Annotated in this window: 14 protein-coding genes; 2 read left to right on the forward strand and 12 right to left on the reverse strand. The window is 66.1% G+C overall.

Annotated elements, in window-relative coordinates:
• The first annotated feature begins 64 nt into the window (after positions 1-64).
• Entirely contained in the window at positions 65-1,204 is a 1,140-nt protein-coding gene (locus WMN78_RS02025; protein ID WP_340531720.1) for a bifunctional 2-methylcitrate synthase/citrate synthase, read from the forward strand.
• 74 nt (positions 1,205-1,278) lie between these two features.
• Here the strand turns inward: WMN78_RS02025 and WMN78_RS02030 are convergent, their stop codons facing one another.
• The 12 genes from WMN78_RS02030 to WMN78_RS02085 all read right to left on the reverse strand — a co-directional run bounded on the left by WMN78_RS02030 (position 1,279) and on the right by WMN78_RS02085 (position 12,763).
• Positions 1,279-1,770, reverse strand: coding sequence for an 8-oxo-dGTP diphosphatase (locus WMN78_RS02030; protein ID WP_340531722.1), 492 nt, complete (start codon positions 1,768-1,770; stop codon positions 1,279-1,281).
• 25 nt (positions 1,771-1,795) lie between these two features.
• On the reverse strand, positions 1,796-2,806 hold the full coding sequence (locus tag WMN78_RS02035; protein ID WP_340531723.1) for a hypothetical protein: 1,011 nt from the start codon (positions 2,804-2,806) through the stop codon (positions 1,796-1,798).
• A gap of 2 nt (positions 2,807-2,808) precedes the next feature.
• Entirely contained in the window at positions 2,809-3,309 is a 501-nt protein-coding gene (locus WMN78_RS02040) for a sigma-70 family RNA polymerase sigma factor (protein WP_340531725.1), read from the reverse strand.
• A gap of 97 nt (positions 3,310-3,406) precedes the next feature.
• A complete protein-coding gene (gene xerD / locus WMN78_RS02045) occupies positions 3,407-4,429 on the reverse strand; it encodes a site-specific tyrosine recombinase XerD (RefSeq protein ID WP_340531726.1) in 1,023 nt (340 codons plus the stop codon).
• Positions 4,429-5,091, reverse strand: a complete 663-nt coding sequence (locus tag WMN78_RS02050) for an NUDIX hydrolase (protein ID WP_340531727.1) — start codon at positions 5,089-5,091, stop codon at positions 4,429-4,431. Before WMN78_RS02050 ends, xerD begins: the two co-directional genes overlap by 1 nt.
• A 27-nt stretch (positions 5,092-5,118) precedes the next feature.
• Positions 5,119-6,897 carry a CTP synthase gene (locus tag WMN78_RS02055; RefSeq protein ID WP_340531728.1) on the reverse strand — a complete coding sequence of 593 codons (1,779 nt, stop codon included), beginning with the start codon at positions 6,895-6,897 and terminating at the stop codon, positions 5,119-5,121.
• 156 nt (positions 6,898-7,053) lie between these two features.
• On the reverse strand, positions 7,054-8,793 hold the full coding sequence (recN, locus tag WMN78_RS02060) for a DNA repair protein RecN (protein WP_340531729.1): 1,740 nt from the start codon (positions 8,791-8,793) through the stop codon (positions 7,054-7,056).
• Positions 8,794-8,796: 3 nt separating this feature from the next.
• Positions 8,797-9,819: an NAD kinase gene (locus WMN78_RS02065; RefSeq protein WP_340531730.1), complete on the reverse strand. Its 1,023-nt coding sequence runs from the start codon at positions 9,817-9,819 to the stop codon at positions 8,797-8,799.
• Positions 9,820-9,832: 13 nt separating this feature from the next.
• The gene (locus WMN78_RS02070) at positions 9,833-10,645 is read right to left on the reverse strand and encodes a TlyA family RNA methyltransferase (protein WP_340531731.1); all 813 of its coding nucleotides are present in this window, start codon (positions 10,643-10,645) and stop codon (positions 9,833-9,835) included.
• A gap of 2 nt (positions 10,646-10,647) precedes the next feature.
• Entirely contained in the window at positions 10,648-10,848 is a 201-nt protein-coding gene (locus WMN78_RS02075) for a hypothetical protein (RefSeq protein WP_340531732.1), read from the reverse strand.
• Between the two features lie 22 nt (positions 10,849-10,870).
• Entirely contained in the window at positions 10,871-11,863 is a 993-nt protein-coding gene (locus tag WMN78_RS02080) for an HAD-IIA family hydrolase (RefSeq protein WP_340531734.1), read from the reverse strand.
• A 6-nt stretch (positions 11,864-11,869) separates the two neighbouring features.
• A complete protein-coding gene (locus WMN78_RS02085) occupies positions 11,870-12,763 on the reverse strand; it encodes a hypothetical protein (protein WP_340531735.1) in 894 nt (297 codons plus the stop codon).
• 6 nt (positions 12,764-12,769) lie between these two features.
• Between WMN78_RS02085 and WMN78_RS02090 the strand changes: the two genes are divergently transcribed.
• Positions 12,770-13,738, forward strand: a complete 969-nt coding sequence (locus tag WMN78_RS02090) for a hypothetical protein (protein ID WP_340531737.1) — start codon at positions 12,770-12,772, stop codon at positions 13,736-13,738.
• The last annotated feature ends 541 nt before the right edge of the window (positions 13,739-14,279 follow it).

Below are 14,279 nucleotides of genomic sequence, written 5' to 3' on the forward strand. Positions count from 1 at the left end.
CCCTATCCATCCGGACTTCCGGCTTCGGCCGGCACCACAGCATAAGGAACGAAGGAGTTTCAGCATGGCTGAAAATGAGATCAAAAAGGGCCTCGCCGGCGTCGTGGTGGACTACACCGCGGTCTCCAAGGTCAATTCGGACACCAATTCGCTGCTGTACCGCGGCTACCCGGTCCAGGAGCTCGCCGCCCGGTGCAGCTTTGAGGAAGTTGCCTACCTGCTCTGGAACGGCGAGCTGCCCACGCCGGAACAGCTGGCAGAGTTCACCGCTATGGAACGGGCCGGGCGGCGGTTGGATCCGGTGGTCAAGCAGGTCATCGATGCGCTCCCCACCACCTCCCACCCGATGGATGTCTGCCGGACGGCGGCGTCGGTCCTGGGCGCCCGGCATCCGCTCGCCGAGGATTCATCCCGCGAAGCCAACATGAAGAAGGCCATCGACCTGTTCGCCGCGATGCCGGCCGTCGTGGCCTATGACCAGCGCCGCCGCCATGGCCAGGACCTGGTGGAGCCCCGCGACGACCTGGGCTACGACGCCAACTTCCTCTGGATGACGTTTGGCGAGGAGGCCGTCCCCGAAGTAGTCGACGCGTTCAATGTCTCAATGATTTTGTACGCCGAGCACTCCTTCAACGCCTCCACGTTCACGGCCCGCGTGATCACGTCCACGCTGTCGGATCTGCACTCTGCCGTGACCGGCGCCATCGGCGCCCTCAAGGGCGCGCTCCACGGCGGAGCCAACGAAGCAGTGATGCACACCTTCGACGAGATCGGCATCCGGCCGGAGGAATCCCTGGAGGACGCTGCCGTCCGCGCAAAGGCCTGGATGGAGGACGCCCTGGCCCAGAAGAAGAAAGTCATGGGCTTCGGCCACCGCGTCTACAAGCACGGCGATTCGCGCGTACCCACCATGAAAGCCGCGCTGGACAAGATGATTGCCCACTACGGCCGTCCCGAACTCCTGGGGCTTTATAACGGACTGGAGACCGCCATGGACGAGGCCAAGGGCATCAAGCCCAACCTCGACTATCCCACCGGCCCCACTTACCACCTCATGGGCTTCGACACCGATACCTTCACTCCCCTGTTCGTTGCCAGCCGCATCACCGGCTGGACCGCGCACATCATGGAGCAGCTGGAATCAAATTCGCTGATCCGTCCGTTGAGCGAGTACAACGGCGTGGAGGAACGGCACCTTTCGTAGTTTGACCGTGCGTACGACGGCGGCCCGGTCATCTTTGAGTTCAAAGGTGACCGGGCCGCCGTCGTACTTCCCTGCTACAGGTTCCGCAGGATGCTCACGGAAGAAGCCACCGTCTCGTTGTCAGCGTTGAGCGTGACCACGATGTTCACGATCCCGCCTTCCAAAACAGGCGGCAGCCAGTGGTCCGCGTCCTGCCACATGCGGTCCACCGGCAGCGAGAGCGCATCAAACCACTCGGGCGCGATCTCGTGGCTTTCCGCGGGCTCGCCCTGCCACCGCCAGGTGGTAAACAGGGTGGTGTGCATGTTCCATTCCGGGCGGTGGGGGAAAACGAACTCCACCACACCGGCGGAGCGCAGGTCCCGCTCGAGCACCACGACGCCGGACTCCTCCTGCACTTCCCGGCAGGCGGCCTGGGCGTGGCTCTCCCCCTGCTCCACATGGCCGCCCAGTCCCACGATCTTGCCTCTGCCGAATCCGGTCTTCTTCAAGCCGAGCAGCACGTCGGCTCCGCCGCCAGGTCGATCCCGGAGCAGGAAGCACAGGGTCACGGGGGTTGACGTCATGTGGAACAGCCTAGCCCGGCCGGGATCAGCCGGCAGTGATCTTCAGCGAGGTGATCATGCGCTTGGCGTCAAGGTATCCGGGCGTCTGCATGTAGGCCTGCGCCTCCGCAAGGCTGCTGAACGACTTGACGCCCGATGCACCGCCCGGCGAAGGAGCCGAGTTCACCTGCAGCGAGTCCGCGAACATGTACACAGGCGACTCCTGCGGACCGTTCACCACGTTGTAGAACATGCACGATCTTCCGTCGCTGCCGGCCGTGCTGGAGGTAAGGCCGAAGGAGGCGTTGACACCGGATCCTGTTTCCACGGCACGGAATGTGAACCGGGGGGTCACGTTGCTAGCGCCGGCGTTGTACGGCAGCGGCATCTCGACGGCATCCAGCACCGCATACGGCCGGGGTTCGCTGCTGCAGGCACCGCCAAGGGCGCCTCCGGTATCGCCGTAGACGAGGTCCGCAACTGGGTTACCAGCACTGTCGGTCACCTGGAGCTTCACCACCTTGCCCGCTCCGTCCCCCGAAAGCGGAACAACAGTCCAGCCGTCCGGATAGTCAAAGGCGACTTTTCCGTTTGCGCTGGTAAACGTCTGCCAGCCCGCTACCGGCGGTGACGCCGGTCCAGAGGAAGGCGCTGTTGTCGGTGCTGCCGGCGGCGAGGCCGGCGCTGTTGCCGCATCGGCAGTCCGGATTGCAGACGGGCTGGGCGACGGAGCCGCATCGCTGGCGGTGTTGCTGGCGGCCGGAGCCGGCGCCGGAGAGTTGAGCGTTCCCATGTTGCCGGCCACTACCGCCAGTGTCACCACGGCCGCCGCTGCCAGCCCGGCGACGCCGGTTCGAATGGCGGTGCGGCGCTTTGACTGCCGTGCCCGGTCCAGGGACGCTGTGTTGGTGCCGTCCGTGAAGGTTCCGGAGAAAGCAGGCGCTGCCTGCTCCCCCGGTTCACGGCCGACCGGCCCGGGGTTGCCCGGAATGGCCTGCTGCCGCGGACCGGGAACCTGCGGTTTTGCGTTCTTCATCAGCTGTTCGATCCGATCCATGGCTAGGCCGTCCTTTCGTTCATCAGGTGTTCCGGGACCATGCCGGCGAATGCTTTCCTGGCGCGGTGCAGGCGTACACCGGCGGCAGAGGTGGAGCAGCCCAGGCTTTCAGCGAGTTCAGCGGTGGTCAGCCCGTCCCAGTAGGCGAGCATCAGGACTTCGCGATGCTTGTCGTTCAGCCTCGCGAGGACGTCCGCCACCGCGTCGCTTTCGTTGTCGTTGGTGGCTGCTGCGACCCTCATCCGTTCCTGCAGCCCTTCGCGCAGAAGCTGCCGGCGGCTGCGGCCCTTGTACTCGTTGGCCACAACGTTCCGGGCCGTTGCGATGAGCCAGCCGATCCCCGGGTCCTCCGGGAGGTCCTTCTCCCAGGCAATCCTGAAGACGTCCCCGGCGAGCTCTTCCGCGCGGTCTGCATCGCTGATGCGGTACGCAATGTACCGGTAGATGCGTCCATAGTTCTCCGAGTGCAACGCCGCGAATGAGCGTTCCCGTGCAACCAACATTCCTCCCCCTAAATCCTGTTCCCCGCGTGCTGACTGTTAAGTGTTTGGCGAGGGCACATTTCTTACATCCGGCAGGAAGGTGTTGTGTTTAGCCGCTCTAGCCGAGTGCACGGGGGTGGGCCGCGGCGTAGATCTCCCGCAGCGTATCGGCTGTCACCAGCGTGTAGACCTGCGTGGTGGTGACCGAGGCGTGGCCCAGGAGTTCCTGGACCACCCTGACATCCGCTCCGCCTTCGAGCAGGTGCGTGGCAAAGGAGTGGCGGAGGGTGTGGGGGGACACGTCCTTGGTGATGTTGGCTTTTTCCGCCGCAGCCTTGAGGATGGTCCAGGCGCTCTGCCTGCTGATCCGGCCGCCGCGGGCGTTGAGGAACAGCGCCGGCGTGCCCTTGCCCTTGGCCGCAAGCAGGGGCCGGCCGCGCACCAGGTAGGCGTCGAGCGCACGTGCCCCGTAGGAGCCCAGCGGCACCAGGCGTTCCTTGGACCCCTTGCCGAACAGCCGGACGATTGCAGGGCCGGCCTGTTCCGATTGCAGCGAGATGTCGTCGACATCCAGGCCGACTGCCTCACTGATGCGGGCGCCGGTGGAATAGAGGAACTCCAGCAGGGCCCGGTCCCTCAGCCCTGTTGCCGTGTCAGTGCCGGCCGCTTCCAGGATCCTGGTGACTTCATCGACGCTGATGGCCTTGGGCAGCCGCTTGCCGGGCATCGGCGGGTGGACATCGCTGGCGGGATCCGCCGTCGTAATCCCTTCCAGTGCCCAGAACTTATGCAGGCCGCGGACCGCAACCACCGTTCGTGCAGCGGACCGGACGCCGAGGGCAGTTCCGCCGTCGGAACCGTCGGACAATGCCTGCACAAAACCGGTGACGTGCCGCCGGGTGACGTCCGCCGGGCGGGCCGGACCGCACGCGGCGAGGTAGTTTGCATAGCGGGCCAGGTCACGGCGGTAGGCGGACAGCGTGTTAGCTGCGAGCCCCCGTTCCACGCCCATGTGCTGGAGGTAGTCGCCCACGGCGCGGTCTATGTCGTTGCGGGGCCGTGCCGAACTTTCCGTCCCGGACGCGGCGCGTGTCTCTTCAGCACCGGCACGTTCCGGCGCGGGAGTGACGGTGCTGCCCATCAACGCTGGCTGGGATGTGCGGGCCAGGGTGCGTTGGCCGGACGCAGGTGCTCAAAGCCGTCCGCGCGGGCCGCCGCCGCGGCGAGGACTCCGACGACGGCGGACGGGTTGTGGAGCCTGCCCTCCAGGACGGCCGCTACGGCGTCCTCCAACGGCGTCCAGTGCAGTTCGATCTCCGCTTCCTCATCCGTGCGGACGTGGAGTTCGTGACCGGGCACCTCGCTCAGGTCCCGGGCAAGGTAGATGCGGATCGCTTCGCTCGAGGATCCCGGTGAGTTGAAGAAATCCACCAGCACGTTCCACGTCCCGGCCACCAGGTCCGCTTCCTCGGCGAGCTCCCGTGCGGCGCCCACCACAAAGTCTTCGCCTTCAATGTCCAGCAGCCCTGCCGGGATCTCCCACAGGTCCATGCCCACGGGGTGCCGGTACTGCTTCATCAGCAGCACCTCGCCGGCCTCGTTCATCGGCAGGACTGCCACGGCCCCGGGGTGGTCGATGTAGTCGCGCACCAGTTCGTCGCCGTGTTCGCTGAGCTGAAAGCTGTCGCTGACAACGTCCCAGATGCGACCTTCGTACACTTTCCGGGAGGACAAAAGACGGCGCGGGCTCGGCGCATCCGAAACCTGCCGTGCAGCATTGGGGGTTTCAGGCATACCGGGCATCGCGCCGTCCTTTGATTTAGTTGGTGACTACTTGGCAGAGACCTTGCGGGCGGAGCCGCCGGCCTCAGCAGGTGCTTCCGCGCCGTTGCCGGCGGGAAGGATGTCCGCGCCCTTCTGGTGGTCCAGCGCGGCCTTGACCAGGCCCGCAAACAGCGGGTGCGGCCGGGTGGGGCGTGAGCTCAGCTCGGGGTGCGCCTGGGTGGCCACGTAGTAGGGGTGGACTTCGCGGGGAAGCTCCACGTACTCCACCAGCTTGCCGTCCGGGGACGTTCCGGAGAACACGAGCCCCTTCGCCGCAATCTGGTCGCGGTACTTGTTGTTGACCTCGTAGCGGTGGCGGTGCCGTTCGCTGACCTTGGTGGTGCCGTAGGTCTCCGCGATAACAGAGCCTGCGTCGAGCTTGGCTTCGTAAAGGCCAAGGCGCATGGTGCCGCCGAGGTCGCCCTTACCGTCAACGATGTCCAGCTGCTCCTCCATGGTGGCAATCACCGGGTACTTGGAGTCGGGTTCGAACTCGCTGGACGATGCGCCTTCAAGGCCCACTACGTTCCGGGCGTACTCGATGACCATGCACTGGAGGCCCAGGCACAGGCCCAGCACCGGGAGCTTGGTTTCGCGGGCGTACTTCAGGGCGCCCAGTTTGCCTTCGAGGCCGCGGATGCCGAAGCCACCGGGCACGCAGATGGCGTCCACGCCGTCCAGGGAGTTGACGGCGCCTTCGTGGGTTTCGCATTCGTCCGAGGGGACCCAGCGGATCTTCACCTTGGTGTCGTTGGCGAAACCGCCGGCGCGCAGGGCCTCGGTGACCGAGAGGTAGGCGTCCGGCAGGTCGATGTACTTGCCCACCAGCGCGATTTCCACCTCGTGCTTGGGGTTGTGGACCGCTTCGAGCAGCTTGTCCCAGCTGGTCCAGTCAACATCCTTGAACGGCAGGTCCAGCGCACGGACGATGTAGGAGTCCAAGCCCTGGGAGTGCAGGGTCTTGGGAATGTCGTAGATGCTCGGGGCGTCCGGGCAGCCGATCACGGCGTCGATGTCGACGTCGCACATGCGGCCGATCTTGTCACGCATGGCCTGCGGGACTTCGCGGTCCGAACGGATCACGATCGCCTCGGGCTGAATGCCGATGGAGCGCAGCGCGGCAACGGAGTGCTGCGTCGGCTTGGTCTTCAGTTCCTGGGACGGTCCGATGTACGGGACCAGGGACACGTGCAGGAAGAAGACGTTGCCTCGGCCGATGTCCTGGCGGACCTGGCGGGCGGACTCAAGGAAGGGCTGCGACTCGATGTCGCCGACGGTTCCGCCGATCTCCGTAATGATGACGTCCGGCGCGTTCTTGCCTTCGGCAGGAAGACGCATCCGGCGCTTGATCTCATCAGTGATGTGCGGGATGACCTGGACGGTGTCGCCGAGGTATTCGCCGCGGCGCTCCTTGGCGATGACCGTGGAGTAGACCTGGCCGGTGGTGACGTTGGCCGAACCCTCGAGGTTTTCGTCGAGGAAGCGTTCGTAGTGGCCGACGTCCAGGTCGGTCTCAGCGCCGTCGTCAGTCACGAAGACTTCGCCGTGCTGGAAGGGGTTCATCGTGCCCGGATCCACATTCAGGTAGGGATCGAGCTTCTGCATAGTTACAGACAAACCGCGTGCCCGCAGCAGGTGGCCGAGGCTCGAAGCCGTCAGTCCCTTGCCTAGCGAGGACGCCACACCGCCGGTGACGAAGATGTGTTTGGTCGTCTTGGACGAGCCCGGGAACCGGGAATTTACACGGGAATTTGATCGCTGCACCACGGAATTCGAGCCTATCATCATTTGAGCCTTCCACGGGTCGAAAATCGGATTCCCAAATGTCTCAGTCTCCCCCGCCGTCCCGTTGTGATCAAGGTTTGACGGGGGTTTGGCGTGGAGTTGTGCGTGGACCGCCGGGCGGCAGGCCGGCCGATGTGATGGTTCTCGCAGTACCGCTCAGGCCCGCTGCGGCAACAGCTTGGCGTCGTCCAGCAACTCCTGCGCGTGGGCCTGCGCCGTTTCGGAGTCTTCCTGGCCGGCCAGCATCCGGGCGAGCTCCTTGACCCTCTCGGGGCCGTCGAGCAGCCGCACATCACTGGACGTGAACCCGGTGGCCGTGCCGCCGTCAGCGCCCCTGACCGAGGTCTTGGTGACGGTGATGTGCTGGTCAGCGAACGCGGCGACCTGCGGAAGGTGCGTGACGACCAGGACCTGGACATGGCGGGCCAGCATGGCCAGCCGACGGCCGATCTCGACGGCCGCACGTCCGCCCACACCGGCGTCCACCTCGTCGAACACAAAGGTGGGCACCGGGTCCACTGCGGCGAGCACCACTTCGATGGCCAGCATCACCCGGGACAGTTCACCGCCTGAGGCACCCTTGCCCAGCGGACGGGCAGGGGCACCGGAGTGCGGCTGGAGCAGGAACGAGATCTCATCCGCTCCGTAGGGCATAAGCTGCGCCGCCGGCTCGATGGTGATCACCAGGGTCGCATCGGCCATGGCAAGGGCCTTCAGTTCGGCGCTGACCCGCGCCGAGAGGTCCTTGGCGGCCTTGCCCCGGATTTTACTGATGGCCGCAGCCTGCTTCTTGAGCTCAGTCTCGGTCCGGGCGACTTCCGCATCCAGCGCCTCGATCCTGGTGGAGTCGTCCTGCAGTTCGTCGAACCGGACACGCGCATTCTCCGCCCACACCAGGACCTCATCGATGCTGGGGGCATACTTGCGGACCAGTTTAGCCAGGGCGGCCCGCCGGTCCTCGATTTCCGCCAGCCGCTCCGGACCTTCCGAATCCAGCCCGGCCTGGTAGCTCGCCAGTTCCGTCGCGATGTCGTTCAGCAGGAAACCCACCTCAGCGAGGCGTGCGGCCGCCGAGCCGAGTTCGGCGTCGTGCTCGGCCACATGTTCCAGTGTCCGTTTTGCCGCGTCCACCAAGGTGGTGGCGTCTCCCTCATCACCGTAGTCTTCGGCGATGAGCGCCTGGTGGGCGGTATTTGCCGCAATCCTGAGTTCTTCCACGTTGGCCAGTTTCACGGCCTCGGCCTTGAGCGACTCGTCCTCCCCCGGCTGCGGGTCCACGTCGTCGATCTCAGCAAGGGCGATCTCCAGTGATTCCGCCTCCCGCAACCTGTCCCGGGCAGCGCTGCGCAGCGTGTCCAGCTCGGCCTGAATGGACTTCCAGTGGCTGTACAGAGCCTGGTACGTGCCAAACGGACCCGCCAGTGCGTCCCCGGCAAATTTGTCCAGGGCGCCGCGCTGCGCAAGCGCCCCTTTCAGCCTGATCTGGTCCGACTGGCCATGGACCACCACCAGACTTTCGCCGATCTCCGCGAGGACCCCCACCGGGGCGGCGCGGCCGCCAAGGTAGGCACGGCTGCGTCCGTCCGCACCCAGGCGGCGGGCAAGGATCAGTTCAGCACCGCCGTCGAACTCCTCCACCTCGGCACCGGCCTCCAGCGCACGCGCCACGGCTGCATGCCCGGCGTCCAGTTTGAGGACGGCTTCCGCCGAAGCGCTCTTCGCACCACTCCGCACGGCGCCCGCATCCGAGCGGGCACCCAGCAGGAGTCCGACGGCGGTGACCACCATGGTCTTGCCGGCGCCGGTTTCACCGGTCACGACGCTGAGGCCTGGGCCCAGCGGGAGGGTTGCGTCGGTGATGACGCCGAGGTCACGGATTCTCAGTTCTTCAAGCATGGTTCACTTCGCAGTCGTCGGATCAGTCTCGGACGTCCCGGCGTGCCGGGGACCCGCAGGCGGCGCCATGGGCCGGGGGGTACGAATGATGGGCACGGGCCCGGTATGGACGGATTCGGATTGGGGCATCGGGCCGCGCCAGCCGTGGATGGGTAGCTGGAACTTACGGACCAGCCGCGCCGAAAACGGTGTCTGGTGCGTCCGCGCGAGCCGCACAGGGGTTGCGGAGCGGGTCACCTCCACGCGGGCGCCCGGCGGCAGGTCCACGGAACGGCGTCCGTCACACCACAGCACGCCCTGGGCGTCTGTCCGGTTCAGGACTTCCACGGCCAGCCTGGACCGGGGCGAGACCACCAGGGGCTTGGCAAATAGCGCGTGGGCGCTGATGGGAACTATCACCAGGGCCTCCACTTCGGGCCACACCACCGGACCGCCTGCCGAGAACGCATAGGCCGTTGACCCGGTGGGAGTGGCCATGACCACCCCGTCGCAGCCGAACGATGTCAGCGGACGCTCATCCACTTCGGTGACCACTTCCAGCATCCGTTCCCGGTTGCCTTTTTCGATGGCTGCCTCGTTCAGCGCCCAGGTGTGCCAGATCTTCTGTCCGCGGACCCAGACTTGGACGTCGATGGTCATTCGTTCTTCCACCGTGTAGTCGCGGCTCGCGATCCATTCGACGGTCTGTGCCAGGTCGGCCCGCTCGCTTTCGGCAAGGAAGCCCACGTGGCCCAGGTTGACGCCGAGCAGCGGGACGTTCACTTCCCTGACCAGCTCGGCGGCGCGGAGGATGGTGCCGTCGCCGCCGAGGACCATGACCAGCTCGACATCGGGGAGCTGGATGTGGTCGTGGAGGATTTCCACGGGGTCTTCGAGCCGGCCGAAAAACCCCTCCATGTCTTCAAGTTCGGATTTTTGCATCACCGGAACGATGCCTGAGGCGTGCAGCTGGACGCACGCCTCCCAGGCAGCCTTCAGTGATTCCTCGCGGCCGGTGTGGGCAAGGACCAGTACACGCCTGCTCATCGGGTTCCGCTTTCTAGTGGTTCGGCCAGATTGTTCCGAGCAACGCAGCAACGGCTGCGTCCCGCTCTTCGATCTTAGGCAAGTCCGGGGTCATCCTCCGCTTTATCCACAGGAAGTATTCGACGTTTCCGTCCTGGCCGGGCAACGGGCTTGCCGCCAGGCCGCGCAGGTCGAGCCCTGCGTCCAGCGCTGCATTGGCGACTTTTTCCACCGCCATCCGGCGTTCACGCTCGGAATTCACCACTCCGGTGCGGCCCAGCCGGTCCTTGCCGATCTCGAACTGCGGCTTGACCATCAGGACCAGGTCCCCGCCGGGATGTGTGCATGCCGCCAGCGGCTCAAGGACCAGGGTCAACGAGATGAACGAGAGATCGGCCACCGTCAGCTGCACCGGACCGCCAATGGCGTCCGGCGCCATGTATCGCACGTTAAGGCCCTCGTGCACCGATACGCGGGGGTCGTTCCTGAGCTGCGGCACCAGCTGGCCGTGCCCGACGTCGACCGCCACTACGTGGTCAGCTCCGCGCCTGAGCAGGACCTCAGTGAAGCCGCCAGTAGAGGCGCCGGCGTCCAGGCAGCGCTTTCCATCCGCCGTGACTTCCGGGAACGCGTCGAGCGCTCCGGCGAGTTTGTGGCCGGCCCGGCTCACGTAACTGTCCTGGCCGTCCTCGGCGATATCAAGGGGCGTGAGGTCGTCCACCTGATGGGAAGCTTTGGCCAGAACTGCGCCGTCTGAGCTGACTTTGCCGTCGGCGATCAGGCGCGCCGCATGCGTGCGGGATCGCGCCAGCCCGCGGGTGACGAGCATTTGGTCAAGCCTTGCCATCCTCAGGCGTCACCCGCAGCCGAAGGGTCGTCCTCGTTCAGCGCATCCAGCAGTGCATCGTGAAGAGCCGAGTAGGCCTCCGCGTGCTGTTCGACGGGCAGCCCCTGGAGGTTGCCCAGGCGTTCCAGCACAGCGTCGACTGAAGTGTCTCCGACCGGGCTCACGCCGTGGCCGGCTTCCGGAAAGTTGTTCAGCTCGGTCATGTTCCCAGTCTAGTGAGTCGGCTCAGCGCGTCAGCCACTCGACCGTCGGAGCCAGCGCAGCGTCTGCGTCCGGATGGGCCGCCCACCATGCCGAGCAGGCCGCCCGCCACGAATCCAGGTCATCCGGACCCCCGCTGATGCGGACGGCTTCACCCCGCACTACGGCGGAGGACGCACCGCAACGGAACGCGCCGCCGTCGTGCTCTTCCACAGCGGGGTACGGGCGGTACAGATCACTGAGGTCATTGATCAGGTAGTCCGGCCGCTCGGCCGTGCGGGCGGCGAGGATCGATTCCCGGGTATCGACGCCGGTGAGCACTGCCACCGTGGCGAAACCGGCGTTGTTCCCGCCGAGGATGTCGGTGTCCAGCCGGTCGCCGACGACGAGCGGCCGGTCGGAGGTGAGCCGCTTGGCGGCGGTGCGGAACAGCGGAGCCTCGGGCTTTCCGGCCACCAGCGGCCTTTGCCCGGTGGCCGCCGCGACGGCAGCCACCAGGGTTCCGTTGCCCGGAGCGATGCCGCGGGCCTGCGGGATGGACATGTCAGTGTTGGTGGCAACCCAGAGGGCGCCGCCGGCTATGACGTACGATGCCTCGGCGAGGTCCTTCCAGCCGATCTCGGGATTGAATCCCTGGACCACGGCCACCGGATTGTCCTTGGCGCTGTGGACCGGGGTCAGTCCTACCAGCTCCACCTCATGCGCCAGCGCCGGGCTACCTGTCACCAGGACCCGTGCCCCGGCCGGGAGGAGGCCCGCCAGCAGCTCGCCGGCAGCCTGCGAGGAACTGACCACCTGCTCGTCTTCGGCGGGAGCGCCAAGCTCACGCAGGTGGGCTGCCACCTGCGCGGGGGTCCGGGAGGCGTTGTTGGTGACGTAGCCAAGTCCGACGTCGATTCCTGCCAGTTGCCGCAACGCCTCGACGGCGCCCGGGATGGCGTGGGGACCGGCGTAGACAACTCCGTCAAGGTCCGACAGCAGGGCGTCGAACCTTGAGATCAATGAAGCACCGCTCATGCGCAGTTATTCCCTTTCGCGGTCCGAGTGTCCGGCGTCCGCATCGCCGGCACCGTAGGCGTCCTCGGTTGTAGCGTCTTCGCTGGTGTCTTCTTCGAGTTCGTCTGCCTCGACGGAGTCCTGGTCGGATTCAGCATCGTCGGATTCGAAGTAATCAGCTTCGGAGTCATCGGAGCCTTCGTCCAAGGCAGCTGCTTCTGATGCGGCCGCGTCCGAAGCGGCAGCCTCGACGACGGCTGACTGGGTGTCGTCCCGGACCCCGGGCGCCGGGGCAGGTGCGCTGTCCGCCTGCTGCTGGGCGAGCAGGCGGCGCCGTGCTTCCTCTTCGCGGGCTTCTTCTTCCTCGTCCCAGCCGAGGTCGATAATGTCAGGCTCCTCGTCAGCACCGAGGCCGAGTGCGTTCTCCGCAACAACCGCCTGGCGCTGCCACTTTGCGGATTCCTCGGTGCGGCCTACTGCCGCGAGAGCGTCCGCGTAGGCGCGGAAGAGTCGGGGGCTGTACGAGAAGGCACGGTTGATATCCAACTGGGCGATTTCCAGCTCGGCAACGGCCGCGTCCAGCTGGCCGAGGTCGCTGCGGGCGCCGGCGGCCACGATGGCAAGTTCAACCTTGCCCGGTGCGTCCAGGTCATTGGCCTCCTCGGAGCGCGCGACGTCGAGGGCGCGGTCCGGACGTCCCAGCCCGCGTTCGCAGTCGGCCATGACGGGCAGGTGGACGTTGGAGCCGCTGATCCGTCGGTAGGTGCGGAACTCGCGGAGGGCTTCACCGTAGTGTCCCGCTGCGTAGGCGGTCAGGCCCACGGCCTCGCGGACTGCGGACAGACGGCCGCCGCGGCGGCTGGCAGCCAGGGCATGCTGGAAGGCAAGTTCCGGTTCGTCGTCAATAAGGCGGCCTGCCATCACCAGGTGGCGTGCAACCCACTCCGCGCTCTTAGGTTCGAGGGTCTTGATCTCGTGCTTGGTGGCGCGGTCCAGCTCCTGGCCTGTGACATCTTCGTCGATCTGGGGAGAACGCTCACGGTCCGGGCGGTTGGCGCTGCGGAGGTCGCGGGCGTTGGGTACGCGGGCCGGGCGGTCCTCGGGGCGGTCGCGTCCGAAGTCGCGAGGGCCCGATTCGCCCCGGTCAAAGCTCCGCGGCGCACGTTCCTGGCGGTCACCGAAAGGCTTGCGATTGTCTCCGCCACCGAAGCTGCGACGTTCCCCGTCGCCTTCACGGCGAGGACGATCACCAAACGGCTTACGATCACGGTCGCCACCGCCAAAGGGCTTACGATCACGGTCGCCACCGCCGGCACCTCCGCTGAAACCGCGGCGTTCTCCGCCTTCACGCGCCGGTCGGTCACCGAACGGCTTACGATCACGGTCACCGCCGCCAAAGCTGCGGCGGTCGCCGTCGCTCTCGCGACGCGGTCGGTCGCCAAACGGCTTACGATCGCGATCGCCAGCGCCGGCACCAAAACTGCGGCGTTCCCCGCCGCCCTCACGCGAGGGGCGATCACCAAACGGCTTACGATCCCGATCACCGCTACCGGCACCGAACGGCTTACGATCACGGTCACCGGCGCCGAAGCTACGGCGTTCCCCGCCGCCCTCACGCGACGGACGATCACCAAACGGCTTACGATCCCGATCACCGCCACCGGCACCGAACGGCTTACGATCACGGTCACCGGCGCCGAAGCTACGGCGTTCCCCGCCGCCCTCACGCGACGGACGATCACCAAACGGCTTACGATCCCGATCACCGCCACCGGCACCAAACGGCTTACGATCACGATCGCCCCCACCGAAACTACGGCGCTCACCGCCACCCTCACGCGACGGACGATCACCGCGATCATCTTTGGCGCGGAATCCGCGAGGTTCGCCGCCTGAATTATTTGAGGCCCGGAAAGGTCTCCCGCCTGAAGGACGGCCGCCGCCGTAGCTGCCCCGGTCTTTGCCGCTTCGATTCCCGCCGTTGTGCTCAGCCATGTTGGATTCCTCCTGTTGTGAGCCGACCACTGGCGCAATCGCAGCCGCTCTTATCCGTGTTTCGTTATCCTACGCAACCCGAAATAAAGCGCTTCCAAGTCCGTACATCTCATGCAATTCTAGGCGAGTCACCGCCCACGAACTAACTGCCCCGGCCCTACCGGCCGCTCCCGTGGCAAGCCTCACAGGGACGTTGAACCCAACTCAACATTGGGCCCGGCCACTAGGCAACACAGTAACGGCCAGCCGCCCTCCCCCACCGACGCTCTCTCACTACCTGCGGGAAAATCCCGGACGCCCTCTCATTTCCTGGCGGAAATTTTCGGGGCGCTCTTTCATTTTTGGGTGGGGTTCGACGGCGGTTCCGGGGTTGGGTGCCGGGCCGGCCTTTGCCTGTGGTTGGGAGAGGGTCCGACGGAACAGTGCAGGAACTGAAGGAGGG

Origin of the sequence: Arthrobacter oryzae, from assembly GCF_037911235.1 — a bacterium.
Taxonomy (GTDB): Bacteria; Actinomycetota; Actinomycetes; order Actinomycetales; family Micrococcaceae; genus Arthrobacter; species Arthrobacter oryzae_E.

Bases quoted from the DNA above. Each gene is read 5' to 3' on its own strand.
- WMN78_RS02025 (WP_340531720.1), top strand. From the start codon at position 65: ATGGCTGAAAATGAGATCAAAAAGGGCCTCGCCGGCGTCGTGGTGGAC.
- WMN78_RS02030 (WP_340531722.1), bottom strand. From the start codon at position 1,770: ATGACGTCAACCCCCGTGACCCTGTGCTTCCTGCTCCGGGATCGACCT.
- WMN78_RS02035 (WP_340531723.1), bottom strand. From the start codon at position 2,806: ATGGATCGGATCGAACAGCTGATGAAGAACGCAAAACCGCAGGTTCCC.
- WMN78_RS02040 (WP_340531725.1), bottom strand. From the start codon at position 3,309: ATGTTGGTTGCACGGGAACGCTCATTCGCGGCGTTGCACTCGGAGAAC.
- xerD (WP_340531726.1), bottom strand. From the start codon at position 4,429: ATGGGCAGCACCGTCACTCCCGCGCCGGAACGTGCCGGTGCTGAAGAG.
- WMN78_RS02050 (WP_340531727.1), bottom strand. From the start codon at position 5,091: ATGCCCGGTATGCCTGAAACCCCCAATGCTGCACGGCAGGTTTCGGAT.
- WMN78_RS02055 (WP_340531728.1), bottom strand. From the start codon at position 6,897: ATGATAGGCTCGAATTCCGTGGTGCAGCGATCAAATTCCCGTGTAAAT.
- recN (WP_340531729.1), bottom strand. From the start codon at position 8,793: ATGCTTGAAGAACTGAGAATCCGTGACCTCGGCGTCATCACCGACGCA.
- WMN78_RS02065 (WP_340531730.1), bottom strand. From the start codon at position 9,819: ATGAGCAGGCGTGTACTGGTCCTTGCCCACACCGGCCGCGAGGAATCA.
- WMN78_RS02070 (WP_340531731.1), bottom strand. From the start codon at position 10,645: ATGGCAAGGCTTGACCAAATGCTCGTCACCCGCGGGCTGGCGCGATCC.
- WMN78_RS02075 (WP_340531732.1), bottom strand. From the start codon at position 10,848: ATGACCGAGCTGAACAACTTTCCGGAAGCCGGCCACGGCGTGAGCCCG.
- WMN78_RS02080 (WP_340531734.1), bottom strand. From the start codon at position 11,863: ATGAGCGGTGCTTCATTGATCTCAAGGTTCGACGCCCTGCTGTCGGAC.
- WMN78_RS02085 (WP_340531735.1), bottom strand. From the start codon at position 12,763: ATGGCAGGCCGCCTTATTGACGACGAACCGGAACTTGCCTTCCAGCAT.